The sequence below is a fragment of the Haematobacter massiliensis genome (genome assembly GCF_000740795.1).
Classification (GTDB): Bacteria; Pseudomonadota; Alphaproteobacteria; order Rhodobacterales; family Rhodobacteraceae; genus Haematobacter; species Haematobacter massiliensis.
On sequence record NZ_JGYG01000008.1, the window covers coordinates 60520 to 78348 of the forward strand.

Consider the following 17829-nt stretch of genomic DNA (forward strand, 5'->3'; position numbering starts at 1 on the left):
TGGTGGTGACAAACGCCCCGCCGCGGCTGAGAGGGCGGCTCGCCGCCTGGTTGCTGGAGGTGCGCGCCGGGGTCTATGTCGGCGACTATTCCGCCCGGACGCGCGAGATGATCTGGGGCCAGGTCATCTCCTATATCGACGAAGGCGATGCGGTGATGGTCTGGCGCGCACAGACCGACCAGGGTTTCGACTTCCTGACAACGGGCCGGAACCGGCGGATGCCGGTGGATTTCGACGGGCTGAAGCTGGTGAGCTTTCGCCCGCGTGATACCGAAAGCTGAGCGGCGAAAGAGGCCTTAGGCATCGGTGCGTTCTTTGACAATCGAATAGTTTTGATGAATCAAATGTCTGCAGGAAGACCGTTCCCCGCTCGCGCGGGGATGAACCGAGCATAGTGGACGCCGTGAAACGGGCGCTGCACCGTTCCCCGCTCGCGCGGGGATGAACCGTCGTCGGCGGATTTCGACCTGACCGTTGTGCCCCGTTCCCCGCTCGCGCGGGGATGAACCGGTTTCCAGATCTTCGGCGCCAAGGAACGCGAGCCGTTCCCCGCTCGCGCGGGGATGAACCGACGTCTCATATCCGGAACATCCTGACGGCAAGCCGTTCCCCGCTCGCGCGGGGATGAACCGTAGGCCAGATCAACCAAGGCGCATCCGCCTCACCGTTCCCCGCTCGCGCGGGGATGAACCGGCGGTTCTTGTGCAGCTCCTCATGCGCCGCAACCGTTCCCCGCTCGCGCGGGGATGAACCGACAGCCACGCCGCGAGTTTTCCGGAACCGTTCCCGTTCCCCGCTCGCGCGGGGATGAACCGGCGAAACTGTCGGACTCCGAACTTATGCAGAACCGTTCCCCGCTCGCGCGGGGATGAACCGACGCCCGAGGATATCACGATCCGCCGCAACATCCGTTCCCCGCTCGCGCGGGGATGAACCGGACTTATCGGCGCGGATGTTGACGCGATCTACCCGTTCCCCGCTCGCGCGGGGATGAACCGGCGGTGGCTGCGGCTGCGGTCACTCTGAAGCGCCGTTCCCCGCTCGCGCGGGGATGAACCTGTTGATCTGCGGCCTGTTTGTTGCACGAAACCCCGTTCCCCGCTCGCGCGGGGATGAACCGCGGGTAGCACACCCCATTCCGCATCATACCCGCCGTTCCCCGCTCGCGCGGGGATGAACCGCCATGTCCCCGATCATCGCGGCGCTTGGCGGTCCGTTCCCCGCTCGCGCGGGGATGAACCGCCAGTTCATAATGCCATCGCGTTCAGCGTACACCGTTCCCCGCTCGCGCGGGGATGAACCGTCACGCCTCGGTCGCGTCTCATCACCGCCTATCCGTTCCCCGCTCGCGCGGGGATGAACCGCCGCAGGTGCCTGAGAGTGGCGACGGCGGCGACCGTTCCCCGCTCGCGCGGGGATGAACCGGCATGGGTGCGCTGAGGAATAGGCGCGCTACCCGTTCCCCGCTCGCGCGGGGATGAACCGCGATATGCCCAGTTAGTTTAAGGGTGATAAATCCGTTCCCCGCTCGCGCGGGGATGAACCGGTCATACCTATGCCTTGCTGCCTCCCTCTTTACCGTTCCCCGCTCGCGCGGGGATGAACCGAAATTCACCAATAAGAACACCCCTTGACACCCCCGTTCCCCGCTCGCGCGGGGATGAACCGGACCAGAGAAATTCGCCAAACCATTCACCAGGCCGTTCCCCGCTCGCGCGGGGATGAACCGATGGTGCACCGAATACGTCTATGGACGGATGGCCGTTCCCCGCTCGCGCGGGGATGAACCGAGATTGGGGCTAAGGTGGGGGATGTGGTGGAGCCGTTCCCCGCTCGCGCGGGGATGAACCGTCCAGCAGGACATTTGTAGCGAGTCAATGCGCCCGTTCCCCGCTCGCGCGGGGATGAACCGGTGACAGGCCAGCGCTTCGATTGGCACCCCCGCCGTTCCCCGCTCGCGCGGGGATGAACCGTATTACAAAACCCGTGATGGTCGGACGGTCGGCCGTTCCCCGCTCGCGCGGGGATGAACCGCGTGCGATGCATAATTCAACGAAACGCAAACGCCGTTCCCCGCTCGCGCGGGGATGAACCGGAAGTCCGGTTGACCATAGGTTTCGCGTTCATCCGTTCCCCGCTCGCGCGGGGATGAACCGCTCAGCGAACTGATCGAGGCGATGCAGCGCACCCGTTCCCCGCTCGCGCGGGGATGAACCGTTGCGTGATGCATCCCCGGATACCGGCGCTGACCGTTCCCCGCTCGCGCGGGGATGAACCGATGCCGGCCCTTTTCGCCGCCTCTCCTTCGCGCCGTTCCCCGCTCGCGCGGGGATGAACCGCATCGCATCGACAACCAACCCAGCGCGCTTGTCCGTTCCCCGCTCGCGCGGGGATGAACCGCTCCCGGACCGGATAACAGTTTTCTGGTGGGCCCGTTCCCCGCTCGCGCGGGGATGAACCGGACAAGCTGGCGCAGGTGCAGCTAATCGCACTCCGTTCCCCGCTCGCGCGGGGATGAACCGGTGTCCACGCTCGTCTATAGTCGCCGGGTAGGCCGTTCCCCGCTCGCGCGGGGATGAACCGTAATACTCTCACGCCGCGATGCAGCATCAATCCCGTTCCCCGCTCGCGCGGGGATGAACCGGTGGACGTGCTGTTCTGCCCCCCGGATGCTCGCCGTTCCCCGCTCGCGCGGGGATGAACCGGCTCCATCCCTCCACAGTTTCTCCACTACGGACCGTTCCCCGCTCGCGCGGGGATGAACCGACACTAATGGATTCGATGTCGGCTACGTCTCGCCGTTCCCCGCTCGCGCGGGGATGAACCGCGGACGTCAATTCGTCAATGGTGCATCTGGCACCGTTCCCCGCTCGCGCGGGGATGAACCGCATAACTCCGCTAAATTCTATGAAAATGGAGACCGTTCCCCGCTCGCGCGGGGATGAACCGGTCTGTTCTCCGCTGCGTATTTGGCATGAGTACCGTTCCCCGCTCGCGCGGGGATGAACCGCAGGGACTGGCAGAACGCCGTCCATATAGCGGCCGTTCCCCGCTCGCGCGGGGATGAACCGCGATTTGCTGAATTCGTCGCTAATGACCCCAACCGTTCCCCGCTCGCGCGGGGATGAACCGCCAATCGTAGCATTTCCCGGAAAAGACCAGATCCGTTCCCCGCTCGCGCGGGGATGAACCACGGTCGCAGACGCAGCCGCGCCGGTCCAGACCCCGTTCCCCGCTCGCGCGGGGATGAACCGGCGCACCGCTGCCCGCCCGCCTGACGTGCCGCCCGTTCCCCGCTCGCGCGGGGATGAACCGGCCCCGTCAGTCGTCTGGCGGGGCCGCCACGTCCGTTCCCCGCTCGCGCGGGGATGAACCGTCAACGGTTTCCGGGACGAACGGTGGCTTCGGCCGTTCCCCGCTCGCGCGGGGATGAACCGCGGAAATAGAGGCAGCCGAACTGGCTGCTAAACCGTTCCCCGCTCGCGCGGGGATGAACCGGCAACCCAATACCGGGTGAATGTCTGGGCGCTCCGTTCCCCGCTCGCGCGGGGATGAACCGCGGCAGCAACGATCCGAAGATGCCGGATGGCTCCGTTCCCCGCTCGCGCGGGGATGAACCGACGTTGCCACCGGCTGGTTTTATACCACGCCCCCGTTCCCCGCTCGCGCGGGGATGAACCGCTTTCGGCGGCGGGTCGGGAGAGGCTCTTCGCCCGTTCCCCGCTCGCGCGGGGATGAACCGGCTTTCGACAGCTCGCTCGGGTCTTCGAGCCGCCGTTCCCCGCTCGCGCGGGGATGAACCGAGTTGACTTTCCTGCGCCTTTCTCCCCAGTCACCGTTCCCCGCTCGCGCGGGGATGAACCGAACCCGAGCCGCTTCGGATAGCCGGGCACTTTCCGTTCCCCGCTCGCGCGGGGATGAACCCGGCACGGTGGGCAGCGAGCCGGTGACGATCTCCCGTTCCCCGCTCGCGCGGGGATGAACCGGCTCTCTTTAACACTAAGGGAGCTAGGTTGGCCCGTTCCCCGCTCGCGCGGGGATGAACCGACGGTCAGGCTTCCTCAACCAGATCAGCATCGCCGTTCCCCGCTCGCGCGGGGATGAACCGGACCGCGTGTCAGCGGATCGGCGAAGAGCAGCCCGTTCCCCGCTCGCGCGGGGATGAACCGGGCGCGCGCAACCGGGACTACCTGACTTCTGACCGTTCCCCGCTCGCGCGGGGATGAACCGCAGTCATCAGTTGGCGGAGAACAGGCGGATGGCCGTTCCCCGCTCGCGCGGGGATGAACCGAACGCCAACTACACGGGTGGTGGTCTGAACACCCGTTCCCCGCTCGCGCGGGGATGAACCGGTGCGCGCCGGTGAGAGGGCGCTGTTTCGGGACCGTTCCCCGCTCGCGCGGGGATGAACCGCTGGGGACGTCGTCGTTCCGAAGGGATATGCGGTGGCGCCTGTCGATTTCGAAAAGGATCAGACGGTGAAGGTCACCCCTTGCTGACCGGGCTCTTTATCCAAAAGCAGAATTATACGGTGGGTCTGGCCAGGGTGGCGTCGGACGAGGCGTATTCCTGCCAGCTGGGGTCATGCTGGGCCTCACTCTGCTAATTCTGGGGAGGACGTAGTGCAGAATTCGCGATCTTGGGAAGCCGTTCAGCCAACCCCTATGCAGCTTGGGCAAGGCGCGCGTCGCGGCTGTCGGTTACGATTCCGCTACCTCGGGGAGACGTCCCGCAGGTACCGCCCATTAGGTCTAGAAGCTTCCGAACCACGTTCCCAGCAGGATCACGGCGATCAGAGCCAGCAATGCGCCAATGACCGCGACCATGACGACATCGCGATAGCTCTGCCGGGCTGTGACGCCGCAGACCGACAGCAGCGTTACCACAGCGCCGCTATGAGGGAGGCTGTCGAGAGTGCCGGCGCTCATGACCGCGACCCGGTGAAGCAGCTGCGGATCGATCCCGGCCTCGGCCGCGCGGGCGAGATACGTCGCCCCGAGCGCATCCAGCGCGATGGTCAGCCCGCCCGAGGCCGACCCGGTGAGCGCGGCAAGGATATTGGTCGCGACCGCCATCGACACTAATGGCCCGCCGCCGATCCCCAGCACCCAGTCGCGCACAAGCCCGAAGGCCGGAAGCGCCGCCACCACCGCGCCGAAGCCGACCAGACTCGCTACCGCAAAGATCGGTAGGACCGAAGCATTGGCGCCCGCGTCCAGAGTATCGCGCAGGCGTGGCAGGCGGCGCCAGTTCAGGGCCACCGCTGTCAGGATCGCGGCCATGAGCGCGACGGCGACCGACCAGACACCGCTGACCGCGCTGAGGGTGATGCCGCCCCAGCGCGGCTCCGCCAGCCAAGAAGCATCCATCCTCGGCAGGATCACGAAGGACATCACCAGGTTGACGACGACCACCACCGTCAGCGGCAGCGCGGCGACCAAAGGGGCAGGGAGCGCCTCGCTTCGGTGGCCTTGGACGACTTCGGCTGGGTCGAATTCCTGGGTCGTGACCGCCCGTTCGCGCAACACCGGAGGGGCGACGGCAGGCGGGCGGGCGTCGGAAAATCCCTCTCCCCGGCCGCGCGCGATACGCTCTACTCTGCCCAGCCACCACAGCCCGAAGCCCAGCATGATGGCCGAGGCGATGATCCCAAGTCCGGGTGCGGCGAAGGGCGTGGTGCCGAAGAACGGCATCGGGATGGCATTCTGTATCGCGGGCGTGCCGGGCATGGCCATCATCGTGAAGGTGAAGGTGCCAAGCGCGATCGCGGGGGGCATCAGCCGCCGGGGAATGTCGGCGCGGCGAAACAGCGCCTCCGCCATCGGCGCCAGCACGAAGAGCGCGACGAAAAGACTGACCCCGCCATAGGTCAGCGCCGCCCCTGCCAGCACTACGGCGAGAATCGCACGCTCAGACCCCAGTCGGACGGTCAGAGTGTCGGCGATGGCGCGCACTGCGCCCGAATCCTCCATCACCTTGCCGAAGACCGCACCCAGCAGGAACAGCGGAAAGAACTGGCCGATGAACCCTGCCGCCGCACCCATGAAGGTCTGTGTCCAATGCGCCAGCAGCGGCTGGCCTGACAGCGCTGCAGCGCCAATCGCCGCGACGGGGGCCAGCAGCAGGACGCTCCATCCCCGATACGCAAAGGTGATCAGGAAGGCCAGCGCCAGAAGGATGCCGATCAATCCCATGTCAGATCCCGTCCAACAAAGTGTCGAGGTTGATCGACGGACGCGTGCCGATATTGTCGCCGTTCCTTTGCAGGAAGTCTTCGGCGGCAGCGCGGCCGTGATCGCGCAGCCAATACAGGAAAGTGCGATCGGCGTTCATCTTGGAGGAATGGTCCAGCCCGATCATCACGCTGTTGTCCACCATATGCACCCGCATCCGCGCCCACCGCGCGCCCTCGCCATTGCCTGGATCGGCAACCTGGCGCAGCAGCGCGATCATCCGCAGTTCCTTAAGCGTCGCTGCGTTGAATGACACCTCGTTCAGCCGGTTCAGGATTTCCGATGCCGTGCGCGGCACACCGGGGCGCTCGACCGGATTGATCGGGATCAGGATCGTGTCGTCACTGTCGACCTCTCGCACCAAGGGTGTCAGGGTCGGGTTGCCGGAATAGCCGCCGTCCCAGTAACTCTCACCGTCGATCTCCACCGCCTGAAACACCGTAGGCAGACAGGCGGAGGCCATCACCACCTCGGGCGTCAGTTCGGCATTGCGGAAGACACGTCCGCGGCCGGTGCGCACATTGGTGGCAGTGACGAAAACCTTAATCGGCGCGACACGCAGCCGGTCGAAGTCGATCACCTGATGCAGAACCCGTGCCAGAGGGTTCAGACCCGCCGGGTTCGTCACATAGGGCGAGAAGACCCGCGAACCCATTTCCATCGCCACGTAGACGGGAGAATGCGACAGAGACCAGTCGCCAAGCGCCATGCCCACAGGGCTGGCCTGAAACGGACTGAAGCGAGCAGCATCGGCGACGAAATCCCAGAAAGCCGCCAATGCCTGCCGCGCGCCCTCGGCCCCGCCTGCGGCATGGCCATCGGCCAGAACCGCCGCGTTCATCGCGCCCGCGGAAGTGCCCGAAACCCCCGCGATCGTCAGCCAGTCCTCCTCGAGCAGCCGATCAAGCACACCCCAGGTGAAGGCGCCATGCGAGCCGCCGCCCTGCAGCGCGAGATCGACCGGCAGCCGGGCGCTGGAGCGGGCTCTTGTTCCACGAGAGGGTCTGGCCATGGGTCATCCTCGTTTCACACGAGGTGATCCTACCACGCCCTAAAGGTTTATCAACGCCCGATTGCTGCAGCGCGGCAAAGGCCCTTGACGGTCGGCCAGGCGCCAGACCCGAGGCCGGGCGCGTGCTTCCGAAACGCGATCAGAGGATCAACGGTCTGTCCGGGGACCGGGCATATGGGCAGGCGGGGAGGGGGTGGAAACCATGCTCCGCCCGATGAGCAGCCAGCGCGTAGCAAGGGCGAGCTTCCCTTTGGACACGGGTTCGACCGCCTGCCATATACCCGCCCGGCCAAGCCGAAGGCCCGCCTGCGGTATTTGCGGTCTGAGCCATGCCGGTCGCGGGATGCTGCGGCCACTCTGCCGAAAGTGCTTGCCTGTTCGCCCCTGTCACGCACCTGATGCGACGATGCAATCGGGCAAGGCCGACCCAGCCCAGAACACCGGGGTTCCCGCATGATCGGTGGCCCTCCCGTCATCCGACAAGGGCCGCGTCACCAGAGACGGCGTTGCTTGCTTCGAAGCCGATTTCCGTCGCTGCCTGCGGCTCGCCTTCTGGGGCATTCTGGCGCTGGCCTCCGCGCCGTGGCAAGGAAGGCGGCCCCGAAGTGGCTCATCAGGCGGGCAGCGCCTCCCGCCTGCGCCGCAGTTGCAGCGCGGCGATCCCGGCCGTCGCCGCCAGCGCCGCCAGCGTCGGCCAGAGGGGTGAGGGCTGCTCTGCCCGCACCAGAACCCCGGTCACGTCCAGTCCGGGTTCCAGCCCGATGCGCGCGGCGTAGGAGCCGAAGTTGACCGGCCCGATGCTCAGCCCATCGCCCAGCGGCACCACAGACAGGCCGTTGGCGCGCAGCCGCTCCGCCGCAGATCCCTCCGGCGTGCGCAGGTTCACGGTCTTCGACACCTCGTCGCCCATCAGGTCGAACCCCTCGACTGTGAAGCGGAACTGCGTGCCCGCCGGCGCCTCCTCCAGCAGTTGCATGAACTCCTCCGCGGGGCGCAGCTCATAGGGGGCGGCGATCTGGTTCAGCCACCAGTCCGGGCGGAAGAGCGTGAAGCAGATCACCAGCAGCGCCAAGCTTTCCCACCAGCGGCTCCGCGTCACGAACCAGTTCATCGTCGCGGCGGCAAAGAGCAGGATCGCCACCAGCGCCGTGAAACAGAGCCAGATCGTCTCCGGCCAGGAATGCACGTCCATCAGCAGCATCGCGGGGTTGAAGATGAAGACGAAGGGCAGGATCGCGGTGCGCATAGAATAGACCCAGCCCTGGTTGCAGGTCTTGATCGGATCCTCACGGCTGATCGCGGCGGCGGCGAAGCCAGCCAGCCCGACCGGCGGGCTGATATCGGCCATGATGCCGAAGTAGAAGACGAAGAGATGCACGGCGATGAGCGGGATGGTCATCCCCGCCTCCGACCCGATGGTGACGACGACCGGCGCCATCAGCGAGGCGACGAGAATGTAATTCGCCGTCGTCGGAATCCCCAGCCCGATGATCAGGCTGATGATCGCCACCATGATCAGCATGACGATGACATTGCCGCCGGAGATCACCTCCACGAATTCCGTCATCATCAGGCCGAGGCCGGTCAGCGTCATCGTGCCCACCACCACGCCGGAGACGGCGGTGGCGACCGCGATGCCCACCATGTTGCGCGCCCCGGCCTCCAAGCCCTGCCAGAGGTCGCGGCCCGCCTCGCGCGCCGCAGGGGCGGGGTCGGCACGGCGGAACATCGCTACCAGCGGCTTGCGCGTCGCGGTCATGGCGATGATGGTCAGCGTGCCCCAGAAGGCAGAGAGGCCGGGCGACATCATCTCCACCGTCAGGCACCAGAGCAGCACCACGATGGGGATCAGGAAATCCAGCCCCGTGCGCGCCACGTCCCAGGCCAGCGGCAGTTGCAGGATCGGCTGGTTGGGATCGTCCACCGCCAGATCCGGGTGGCGCGCGGAATAGGCGATGCAGGCGACATAGAGCGCGAGCCCCGCCAGGCCCATCAGCCAGGGCGCCGCTGGCCCCGCCAGCGCCTGAATGCCGTTGATACCCCAGTAAAGCGCCGCGATCACCACGATGGAGCCGGAAATGCCGAGGCCGAAGCGGATCAGCCGGTGGCGCGGCGGCAGCGGCGTGGCGGGGATCGGCTTTGCCCCGATCTTCACCGCCTCCAGATGCACGATGTAGAGGAGCGAGAGATAGGAGAAGATTGCGGGCAGGAAGGCATGGCGCAGCACCTGACTGTAGGGGATGCCGACATATTCCACCATCAGGAAGGCGGCAGCACCCATCACCGGCGGCATGATCTGCCCGTTGATGGAGGCGGAGGCCTCGATGGCGCCTGCCTTGATGCCGGACAGCCCGGTGCGCTTCATCAGCGGAATGGTGAAGATGCCGCCCGACACCACGTTCGACACCGAAGACCCGGAAACGACCCCGTTCATTGCCGAGGAGATCACCGCCACCTTGGCCGGCCCGCCGCGCAGATGGCCGAGTAGCGCGATGGACATCTGCATCATCCAGTTGCCCGCGCCCACCTTGTCCAGCAGCGTGCCGAAGAGCACGAAGAGGAAGACGAAGCTCGACGACACGCCGAGCGCCACGCCGAAGACGCCCTCCGTGGTCAGCCACATGTGGTTGACGAATTTCGCCAGCGAGGCGCCGCGGTGCTGGATCACCTCCGGCATGTATTGCCCGCCGAAGATATAGACCACGAAGCAGAGCGACACGATCACCATCGGCAGGCCGAGCGACCGCCGCGTCGCCTCCAGGAGCAGCACGAAGCCGAGGATCCCGGTGATGAGGTCGAGCGTCGTGGGCTGTCCCGGACGGGCGGCCAGTTCGGCATAGAAAAGCCACAGATAGGCGCCGCAGAACGCCCCCACCGCCGCCATCAGCCAGTCCTGCAAAGGCACCCGGTCGCGCGGGGACCGGGCCAGCGCCGGAAAGGCGGTGAAGGCCAGGAACATGGCGAATCCGAGGTGGATCGCCCGCGCCTGCGTGTCGTTCAGCACGCCGAAACCCAGCATGAAGGGCAGGGGGGAGGCATACCAGAGCTGAAAGAGCGACCAGCCCACCGCCACCAGCGAGAGCGCCATCGCGGCGGCGCCGACGGGATGGCGCCCGCCGGTATCGGCCTCTGCCACCATCTGTTCCAGTTCGGCGAAATCCGGCTCGTTCGCCGGGATACGGCTGGCTGTCATGGTCTGATCCCTGTGGATGCCGGAAGGCCCGGCGCGGCCGCATTCGCGGTCCGGTTGGGGGAAGGCGGCCCCCGCGGGGCCGCCCGCGGGGCAGGGCCGGGCGGAACGATGCTGGCCGCTGGCCGCCCCGGTCTGGGCGGTTGGACGTCCGTCCGGGGGCGGGCAGAGGGCGCGGCCTCCGGGGGGTGGTGCAACGCCTGACGGATGCCCATCCGCGGACAGAGGCCGCGAAGGTCAGGTCGGCGCGCGAAGGTCAGGTCGGTCGCCGGTCAGGAGCGCGAGATGACCACCCGGTCGGGCATCGCGAGCCATCGGGCGCCGATCAGGGCACCCGGCGGATCACTGGAGCCAGCCCTTTTCCTTGTAGTATTTCGCGGCGCCCGGATGCAGCGGGGCGGAGAGCCCGTCCGTTACCATCTTTGCCGGGTCCAGATGCGCCAGAGCCGGATGCAGCGCCTTGAACTCGTCGAAATTGTCGAAGACCGCCTTGGTCACGGCATAGACCGTATCCTCCGGCGTATCGGCGGAGGTGATGACGGTCGCCAGAACGCCGTAGGTTTCCACGGGATCGGGGTTGCCGTTGTACATGCCGCCAGGGATCGTCGCCTTGGCGTAGTAGGAATTCGCCGCCACCAGCTTGTCCACCGCCTCGCCGGTCAGCGCCACCAGCTTCGCGCCGCAGGTGGTGGTCGGATCCTGGATGTTGGCGGAAGGATGGCCCACGCCGTAGAAGAAGCCGTCGATCTTGCCGTCGCAGAGCGCGGGGCCATGCTCATCGGCCTTCAGCTCCGAGGCCAGCGAGAAATCTGCCAGCGTCCAGCCAAGTGCGCCGAGCAGCACCTCCATCGAATTGCGCGTGCCGGAGCCAGGGTTGCCGACGTTGAATCGCTTGCCCCTGAAATCTTCGAACGCCGTCACCCCCGCATCGGGATGAGCCAGCACGGTGAAGGGCTCTGGGTGAAGGGAGAAGACCGCGCGCAGCTTGTCATTCGCGCCGGTGTCCTTGAAGGCGCCTGCGCCGTTCAGCGCGTTATACTGCACGTCCGACTGCGCCATGCCGAAGTCCAGCTCGCCCGCCTTGATCGCGTTGGCGTTATAGGCGGAGCCGCCGGTGGATTCGACCGAACAGCGCAGCCCATGCGTGGCGCGGTCCTTGTTCACCAGCCGGCAGAGCGCGCCGCCCGCGGCGTAGTAGACGCCGGTGACGCCGCCGGTGCCGACGGTGACGAATTTCTGCTGGGCCAGCGCGGGCAGGGCGGTGGCCCCCATCAGCAGCGCCAGGGCACAGCCCATCAGGCGGGTGCGGGTCATGTCGTCTCTCCTTGTTGAATGGCATCTCTGCGGATGCTCTCGGGTGTTTTCATGGTCGTCTCAGCCGGGGTGAACCAGATGGCCCGCAGCGTATCGGCATCGGCCAGCGGCCGGTCCACAGCCTGCGCGACAGCGGCCACCAGCGCGGCATTGTCGGGGGCCATGCCGCCGTCGGGCAGCCATAGGTTGTTCTCGAACCCCACGCGGGCATGGCCGCCGTGGCGGGCGCCCTCGGCCATGAACTCCGCTTCCTGCGCGCCGAAGGCGCAGAGCATGAAGGCATGGCGGGTGATCCCGGCGGCGAGATAGGCCTCCAGCTCCGCCGCCTCCGCCCCGGTGCCGCTGTAGCGGCCCATCACCGGCAGCACGGGCAGCGGCCCGCCGGGCAGCAGGCCGCGCGCCTGCAATGCCTCCATCCAGGCGAGATCGGCGGTGTCATAGAGGATGATCTGGTAGAGCGTCCCCCAGTCCTCCATCCGCCAGAAGAGCGCCGCCGCCCCGGCCTCATCGGCAAAGACCTCGCGCAGCGCGAGGCTGACGGAGTCCGGGCGCAGCGCATCGACCAGCGCGATCTGTTCGGCAGGGGTGTAGCGGCCCACCGCCTCTGTGGTGATCTGCAGCAGCATGTCCGGCCCGGCCTCTGCCCGTGCCGCCGCCAGCGCCACGCGGTAAAGCTCCGCGTCCAGCACATGCGCCCCTGCGCGGTCGCGGATATGGAGGTGCAGCATCGCCGCCCCGGCCTCCCGCGCCGCGGCGGCTTCCCGCGCGGTCTCCGCCGGGGTCATCGGCAGGCGGGGATGGTCGGCCTTCGTCCGCCGCGCGCCGTTCGGGGCGACCGCGATGGCGAAGGACGCGCTCATGCCGCCAGCGCCCGGTCGACCGCCGCGGCCAGCCCGTCGGCGATCATCGCGACATGGCTGTCGTCGATGATGAAGGGCGGCGCGATCAGCACATGGTCGCCCGCGCGCCCGTCCGCCGTGCCGCCGCCAGGATAGACCATGAGGCCCGCCGCCATCGCCTCCGCCCGGATGCGGGCGTAAAGCCGCCGCGACGGGTCGAAGGGGCGCTTCGACGCCCGGTCCTCCACCAGTTCGATGGCGCGGAAGAGCCCGCGCCCGCGGATGTCGCCGACATGCGGATGCGTACCGAACCGCTCCCGCAGCGCCGCGTCCAGCGCCGCGCCCATCGCGCGGCAGTTGGCGAGCAGCCCGTCCTCCTCGATCACCTTCTGCACGGCAAGCGCGCCCGCGCAGGCGGTGGCATGGCCGATATAGGTGAAGCCGTGGTGGAAGATGCCGGACCCGCCGGTGATCGTGTCGCGGATCGCGCCGGACATCAGGCAGGCGCCGATCGGCTGATAGCCCGCGCCCAGCCCCTTGGCGATGGTCAGCAGGTCCGGCGCCACCCCCTCCTCTTCGCAGGCGTTGAGCGTGCCGGTCCGCCCCATGCCGCACATCACCTCGTCCAGGATCAGCAGCAGGCCGTAGCGGTCGCAGATCTCCCGGATGCGGCGGAAATAGCCCGGCGCGGGCGGGATCGCGCCGCAGGTGGCCCCGCCCACGGTTTCGGCGATGAAGGCGATCACCGTCTCCGGGCCGAGGCGCAGGATCTCCGCCTCCAGCTCATCGGCGGCGCGGCGGCCGTAGTCCTCCTCCGTCTCCCCCGCCGCGCGGTGGCGGTAGTCGTAGCAGGGGGCGATATGGCTGACGGGCAGCAGGATCGGCTCATAGACCGCGCGCCGCGCCGCATTGCCGCCGACCGACAGCGCCCCCAGCGTGTTGCCGTGATAGCTTTGACGGCGGGCGATGAAGCGGCTGCGCCCCGTCTCCCCCCGTTCCCAGAAATACTGCCGCGCGAGTTTCAGCGCGGTCTCGTTCGCCTCCGACCCGCCGGAGAGGAAATAGACATGCTCCAGCCCCTCCGGCGCCCGGGCGATGAGGAAATCCGCCAGCTCCTCCGCCGGTTCGGAGGTGAAGAAGCTGGTATGGGCATAGGGCAGCCGGTCGAGCTGCGCCTTGATCGCCGCGATCACCCGCCCCTCGCTGTGGCCGAGGCAGGAGACCGCCGCGCCGCCGGAAGCGTCCAGATAGCGCCGGCCGCCTGCGTCGATGACGAAGGGGCCGTCGCCCGCCATGGCCACCGGCAGCGGCACCTTCGGGTCGCGGTGCAGGATCCGGCTGGTATTGGGGCGCGGGCGGGCATCCATGGGTCAGGCCTCCGGTGGCAGGAAGACGGAGCGCGCGGCGAGGGCGGCCTCGCGCCGGCGGAGCGCATCGAGGCCCTGTGGCCCGCGATGGGTGAGCGCGAGCGCGACCAGCGCCTGCGACAGCGCGATGAGCCCGGTGACGGAGGCCAGATGCGCCGGCCCCTCATTCGCGGCGATGAGCGCGATGTCGGCCAGCCGCGCCACGGCGCCGAGCGGCGCATCGGTCAGCGCCACCACGCCCTGGCCCGCATCCCGCGCATGGCGCGTGGCCTCCACCGTCTCGCGGCTGTAGGGCGCGACGGAAATGGCGATCAGCATCCCGCCGGGGGGCAGCGCCGCGACCTCGTCCAGCATCAGCCCGCCCGTCGCCGCCATCAGCCGCGCGCCGGGGTGAAAGAGGCCAAGGCTGTAGGCCATCGAATGCGCAACCGCATGGCAGCTCCTCAGGCCAAGGACGGCGACCGTCTCTGCCGCCGCCACCCGCTCGGCCGCACGGAGCAGGCTCTCACGCTGTTCCGGGTGCAGGCCGGAGGCGGCATTCGCGGCCTCCGCCGCCGCGATGCGGGCGATCAGCGCCTCCCCGCCGGCGGCAACGGTCTGCCCGGCGCGACCGGAATAGATGCCGCTGCCCGCCTCCACCAGCCAGTGTCGGTGCAGAGACTGGAACTCTTCCCAACCGGCAAAGCCCAGCGTCTGCACCAGCCTGAGCAGCGTGGCCGGCGACAGTCCGGAGTCGCGTGCCACCCGCCGCAGCCCGTGCAGCGCGATTTCGGAAGGATGCGCCCGAACGAACCCAGCCGCCTCGCGCAGCTTGGGCGGCAGCGTGTCGTAGTGATCTTCGAGCGAGGTCCAGAGATCGGAGAGCGTCATGCGGCACCTGCGGTGCAATTGTTCCGAAAATGTCATGCAGAGAAACACTTGTGTCAAGCGATATGTCGATGGTGCTGGAGGGAGCGAATTCCACATCGTATCTCCCGCAATGGAGGGTGGATGCATGAAAAGCGGCAGCCAGGGTCTGGCCTCGTCGTGGCGTCATATCCGACACATGACGGTATCGGCGAGGGCGGGGGCGCACGGAAAGACGTTCGGGCAGTCTGTTGTGTCGGTGGGCACCCGACGGGGGACTGCTTCCAGACGATTGGCCAGCCTTTAGCCGACCGGGCGTGATCTCTACCCTGTCGCAGCAGCTGTTGATGGGCTTGCCACGCGACCTCTGGCCCAGGGTTCTCCCGGCGTGTTGCTGTGCTCCATTGCGTGCGGTGGGACCACCAGCGTCCTTGTCAGTGCCATCTTGGCTGGTCTTGTGGATACCGGTTGGTATGCCCGGTTCTCCTCCTGTAGCACAGCGGACCCGCGCGCGGCGGTAGCGGCGATCACACTTAGCCATCGAGCTAAGTTTTCTCTTGCGCCGCGTTCCGAAGGCTTCATACTTAGCTGCATGGCTAAGTATGAGTCGGACCTTTCGCTTCTGTTTCACGCCCTGTCGGACCCAACCCGGCGCGCGATCCTGACCCGGCTGGCGGCGGGGCCGGCGCCGGTGACGGAACTCGCCGATCCGACCGGGCTGCGGTTGCCCACCGTGATGCGGCATATCGGCGTGCTGGAAGAGGCCGGGCTGATCGCCACGTCGAAGGACGGGCGGGTGCGGTCCTGCGCCATCGTGCCGGAGGCTCTGGCCCCGGTGCGCGGCTGGCTGGACGAACAGCGCGCGATCTGGGAGGCCCGGCTCGACCGTCTGGACGACTACGTCATGAAACTGATGGAGGAACGCAACACATGATGCCCGATCTGGACCCGACCACGGACCTCAGCTTCACCCGTAATCTCGGAGCGCCGCGCCGGCTGATCTGGGAATGCTGGACAGATCCGAAGCATATCCCGCATTTCTTCATTCCTGCCCCGCACAAGGTGACTGCGGTGGACATCGACCTGCGGGTGGGCGGGCGGTTCAACACGGTCTTCGACGTGCAGGGCCAGGTGATGGACAACCGCGGTGTCTACCTTGAGGTAGTGCCGCAGGAGAAACTGGTCTTCACCGATGCCTATAGCGAAGGCTGGAAGCCCGCGCCCGACCCGTTCATGACGGCGATCCTGCTGCTTTCGGACGCGCCGGGCGGCGGCACGACCTATACCGCGATTGCCCGTCACCGCAGCCCGGAAACGCGCAAAATACATGAGGATATGGGCTTTTTCGACGGCTGGGGCACGGTGGCCACGCAACTGGAAACCTATGCGAAGGGGTTGCTCGAATGACCGGGTGCTTTGCAACGTTGCAGTTCGACCGTCGGGTAGCGGCGCCGGTGGCCACGCTGTGGCAGGCGTGGACGGCTCCTGCCGCGCGGGCGATCTGGGCCGCGCCGGATCCATCGGTGACCGTGGAGTTCCTGAGCGCGGAGACGCGGGTCGGCGGGCGTGAAGTGTCGCACTGCAAGGTAGTGGGCCAACCGGATATCCAATGCGAATGCGGCTGGCTTGACCTGCAACCGGCGCGACGCAGCGTGAATGTCGAAGTGGTCTCCTGCGAAGGGATCAGGCGCTCTGCCGCTCTGGTCACCGCGGATTTTGTCACGGAGGGGGAGCACAGCCGCGTGATGGTCACGGTGCAACTATCCTCGCTGGAAGGCGACAGGGAGGCGGACTACCGGCATGGCTTCGGCGCGGGGCTCGACAATCTGGCGGCGGCGGCAGAGCGGACGATGGTGCTGCAGCGCGTTATCCGGGCGCCACGCCATGTGGTCTGGAGCGCCTGGGCAAACGCGGAGACGCTGCCGAAATGGTGGGGGCCGGAAGGGTTTTCCTGCCGCACCAGCCGCATCGACATTCAGACCGGCGGGGAATGGGTGTTCGACATGGTCGGGCCGGACGGCACGGTGCATCCCAACCATCATCGCTACCGCGAGGTGCAACCGGAGGAGCGCTTGGTCTATACATTGCTCTGGGGCGAAAACGGCCCGAAACACGCCGATGCCTGGGCAGCCTTCGAGGAGATCGACGGCGCGACCCTCGTGACGCTTGGCATGGTATTCAACACTCCGGGGGAATTCCAAGCGGCGAAGGGAGGGGGCGCACTGGAACTGGGCGGGCAGACGCTGTCCAAGCTTGCCCGTTTCGTGGGGGCGGAGTGATCCTTTCTCCGCGATTGCGGGCCGGCGGAAAGTGAGCATTTCGTGATGAGCTTTGTTTCTAAAATATGATAGAATTATCTGGCTGCGGTTGATTCCATCGCGGTGACTATTTTTTAAACCAATCATTCTCGGCGCGATTTGCGCCATCAGTATTGTCGGCTCGCGCCGAAATGTATTTTAACGAGGATGAAATGGACGCACGTAAATTTAAAGAGTTGGTCGCCAAGGCAAAGGCGGACCCGAAATTTTTTCATGACCTTGTCTTCGCACCGGAAAAGGTGATCGAGACGCTTGGTGAGATCGACGGTGCGGCGAAAGGGGCGATTTTGTCGAAATCGCCCGAATCCGTCATCGGCGCGGCCATCACCGAGCTCGCGGGCTGCGATGTCACCTGTACCAGCAGCTGTGGCGCGACCTGCGCACAAAGCTGCGGTTACACCACAAATCGGACGGAGATGCCGATAGGGCAGCAATACGCCTCCGCCGCCCGGATGCCCGACATGGCGGAACTGGCAGGGTGCGATGTGACCTGCACCAGCAGTTGTGGGGCGACCTGCGCCCAAAGCTGTGGCTATACCACGAACCTGACCGACATGTTTGCGCAATACGGACGCCGGTCCCGGTTCGGGTAATTCACGCTGCTGACCGATTGACCTGATTTAGCCGGGATACCTACCGGCTAAATCCCAACACCATTGGGAGCGGAAAAGTGAACTTTCAGGACAGCCCTGATTTTCGGGGCGCGCATG

12 protein-coding genes and 1 CRISPR repeat array are annotated in these 17829 nt (G+C 66.9%); of the genes, 5 read left to right on the forward strand and 7 right to left on the reverse strand.

Annotated elements, in window-relative coordinates; genetic code table 11:
- Positions 1–5: 5 nt before the first annotated feature.
- Complete coding sequence (cas2e, locus tag CN97_RS12595; RefSeq protein ID WP_282916227.1) at positions 6–281, forward strand: type I-E CRISPR-associated endoribonuclease Cas2e; 276 nt, start codon at positions 6–8, stop codon at positions 279–281.
- A gap of 78 nt (positions 282–359) precedes the next feature.
- Positions 360–4413: a CRISPR direct-repeat array (repeat unit 29 nt; unit sequence CCGTTCCCCGCTCGCGCGGGGATGAACCG).
- Between the two features lie 338 nt (positions 4414–4751).
- Here the strand turns inward: cas2e and CN97_RS12600 are convergent.
- From CN97_RS12600 to CN97_RS12630, 7 genes are all read right to left on the reverse strand, one after another.
- A complete protein-coding gene (locus CN97_RS12600; protein WP_035712007.1) occupies positions 4752–6194 on the reverse strand; it encodes a GntP family permease in 1443 nt (480 codons plus the stop codon).
- A gap of 1 nt (position 6195) precedes the next feature.
- Positions 6196–7245 (reverse strand): patatin-like phospholipase family protein, encoded by a 1050-nt coding sequence (locus CN97_RS12605; protein ID WP_051911223.1) that lies wholly within the window; start codon positions 7243–7245, stop codon positions 6196–6198.
- A gap of 613 nt (positions 7246–7858) precedes the next feature.
- Positions 7859–10438, reverse strand: coding sequence for a TRAP transporter permease (locus CN97_RS12610; RefSeq protein WP_084684152.1), 2580 nt, complete (start codon positions 10436–10438; stop codon positions 7859–7861).
- 339 nt (positions 10439–10777) lie between these two features.
- Positions 10778–11749: a TAXI family TRAP transporter solute-binding subunit gene (locus CN97_RS12615; protein WP_084684153.1), complete on the reverse strand. Its 972-nt coding sequence runs from the start codon at positions 11747–11749 to the stop codon at positions 10778–10780.
- Positions 11746–12609 (reverse strand): BKACE family enzyme, encoded by an 864-nt coding sequence (locus tag CN97_RS12620; protein WP_084684154.1) that lies wholly within the window; start codon positions 12607–12609, stop codon positions 11746–11748. The genes CN97_RS12615 and CN97_RS12620 overlap by 4 nt, the downstream gene beginning before the upstream one ends.
- Positions 12606–13955, reverse strand: coding sequence for an aspartate aminotransferase family protein (locus CN97_RS12625; RefSeq protein ID WP_035712009.1), 1350 nt, complete (start codon positions 13953–13955; stop codon positions 12606–12608). Before CN97_RS12625 ends, CN97_RS12620 begins: the two co-directional genes overlap by 4 nt.
- 3 nt (positions 13956–13958) lie before the next feature.
- Positions 13959–14825 (reverse strand): MurR/RpiR family transcriptional regulator, encoded by an 867-nt coding sequence (locus CN97_RS12630; protein ID WP_035712011.1) that lies wholly within the window; start codon positions 14823–14825, stop codon positions 13959–13961.
- A 568-nt stretch (positions 14826–15393) separates the two neighbouring features.
- Here CN97_RS12630 and CN97_RS12635 point away from each other — a divergent pair.
- The 4 genes from CN97_RS12635 to CN97_RS12650 all read left to right on the forward strand — a co-directional run bounded on the left by CN97_RS12635 (position 15394) and on the right by CN97_RS12650 (position 17712).
- Entirely contained in the window at positions 15394–15735 is a 342-nt protein-coding gene (locus CN97_RS12635) for an ArsR/SmtB family transcription factor (RefSeq protein ID WP_035712012.1), read from the forward strand.
- Entirely contained in the window at positions 15732–16208 is a 477-nt protein-coding gene (locus tag CN97_RS12640) for an SRPBCC family protein (protein WP_035712013.1), read from the forward strand. The genes CN97_RS12635 and CN97_RS12640 overlap by 4 nt, the downstream gene beginning before the upstream one ends.
- Positions 16205–17080 carry an SRPBCC family protein gene (locus CN97_RS12645; RefSeq protein WP_035712017.1) on the forward strand — a complete coding sequence of 292 codons (876 nt, stop codon included), beginning with the start codon at positions 16205–16207 and terminating at the stop codon, positions 17078–17080. The genes CN97_RS12640 and CN97_RS12645 overlap by 4 nt, the downstream gene beginning before the upstream one ends.
- 191 nt (positions 17081–17271) lie before the next feature.
- Positions 17272–17712 (forward strand): hypothetical protein, encoded by a 441-nt coding sequence (locus CN97_RS12650; protein ID WP_131389806.1) that lies wholly within the window; start codon positions 17272–17274, stop codon positions 17710–17712.
- Positions 17713–17829: the final 117 nt, after the last annotated feature.

Coding starts and splice junctions, on each gene's coding strand:
- CN97_RS12605 (WP_051911223.1), bottom strand. CDS start 7,245: ATGGCCAGACCCTCTCGTGGAACAAGAGCCCGCTCCAGCGCCCGGCTG.
- CN97_RS12620 (WP_084684154.1), bottom strand. CDS start 12,609: ATGAGCGCGTCCTTCGCCATCGCGGTCGCCCCGAACGGCGCGCGGCGG.
- CN97_RS12645 (WP_035712017.1), top strand. CDS start 16,205: ATGACCGGGTGCTTTGCAACGTTGCAGTTCGACCGTCGGGTAGCGGCG.
- CN97_RS12610 (WP_084684152.1), bottom strand. CDS start 10,438: ATGACAGCCAGCCGTATCCCGGCGAACGAGCCGGATTTCGCCGAACTG.
- CN97_RS12650 (WP_131389806.1), top strand. CDS start 17,272: ATGGACGCACGTAAATTTAAAGAGTTGGTCGCCAAGGCAAAGGCGGAC.
- CN97_RS12630 (WP_035712011.1), bottom strand. CDS start 14,825: ATGACGCTCTCCGATCTCTGGACCTCGCTCGAAGATCACTACGACACG.
- CN97_RS12615 (WP_084684153.1), bottom strand. CDS start 11,749: ATGACCCGCACCCGCCTGATGGGCTGTGCCCTGGCGCTGCTGATGGGG.
- CN97_RS12600 (WP_035712007.1), bottom strand. CDS start 6,194: ATGGGATTGATCGGCATCCTTCTGGCGCTGGCCTTCCTGATCACCTTT.
- CN97_RS12635 (WP_035712012.1), top strand. CDS start 15,394: ATGGCTAAGTATGAGTCGGACCTTTCGCTTCTGTTTCACGCCCTGTCG.
- CN97_RS12625 (WP_035712009.1), bottom strand. CDS start 13,955: ATGGATGCCCGCCCGCGCCCCAATACCAGCCGGATCCTGCACCGCGAC.
- CN97_RS12640 (WP_035712013.1), top strand. CDS start 15,732: ATGATGCCCGATCTGGACCCGACCACGGACCTCAGCTTCACCCGTAAT.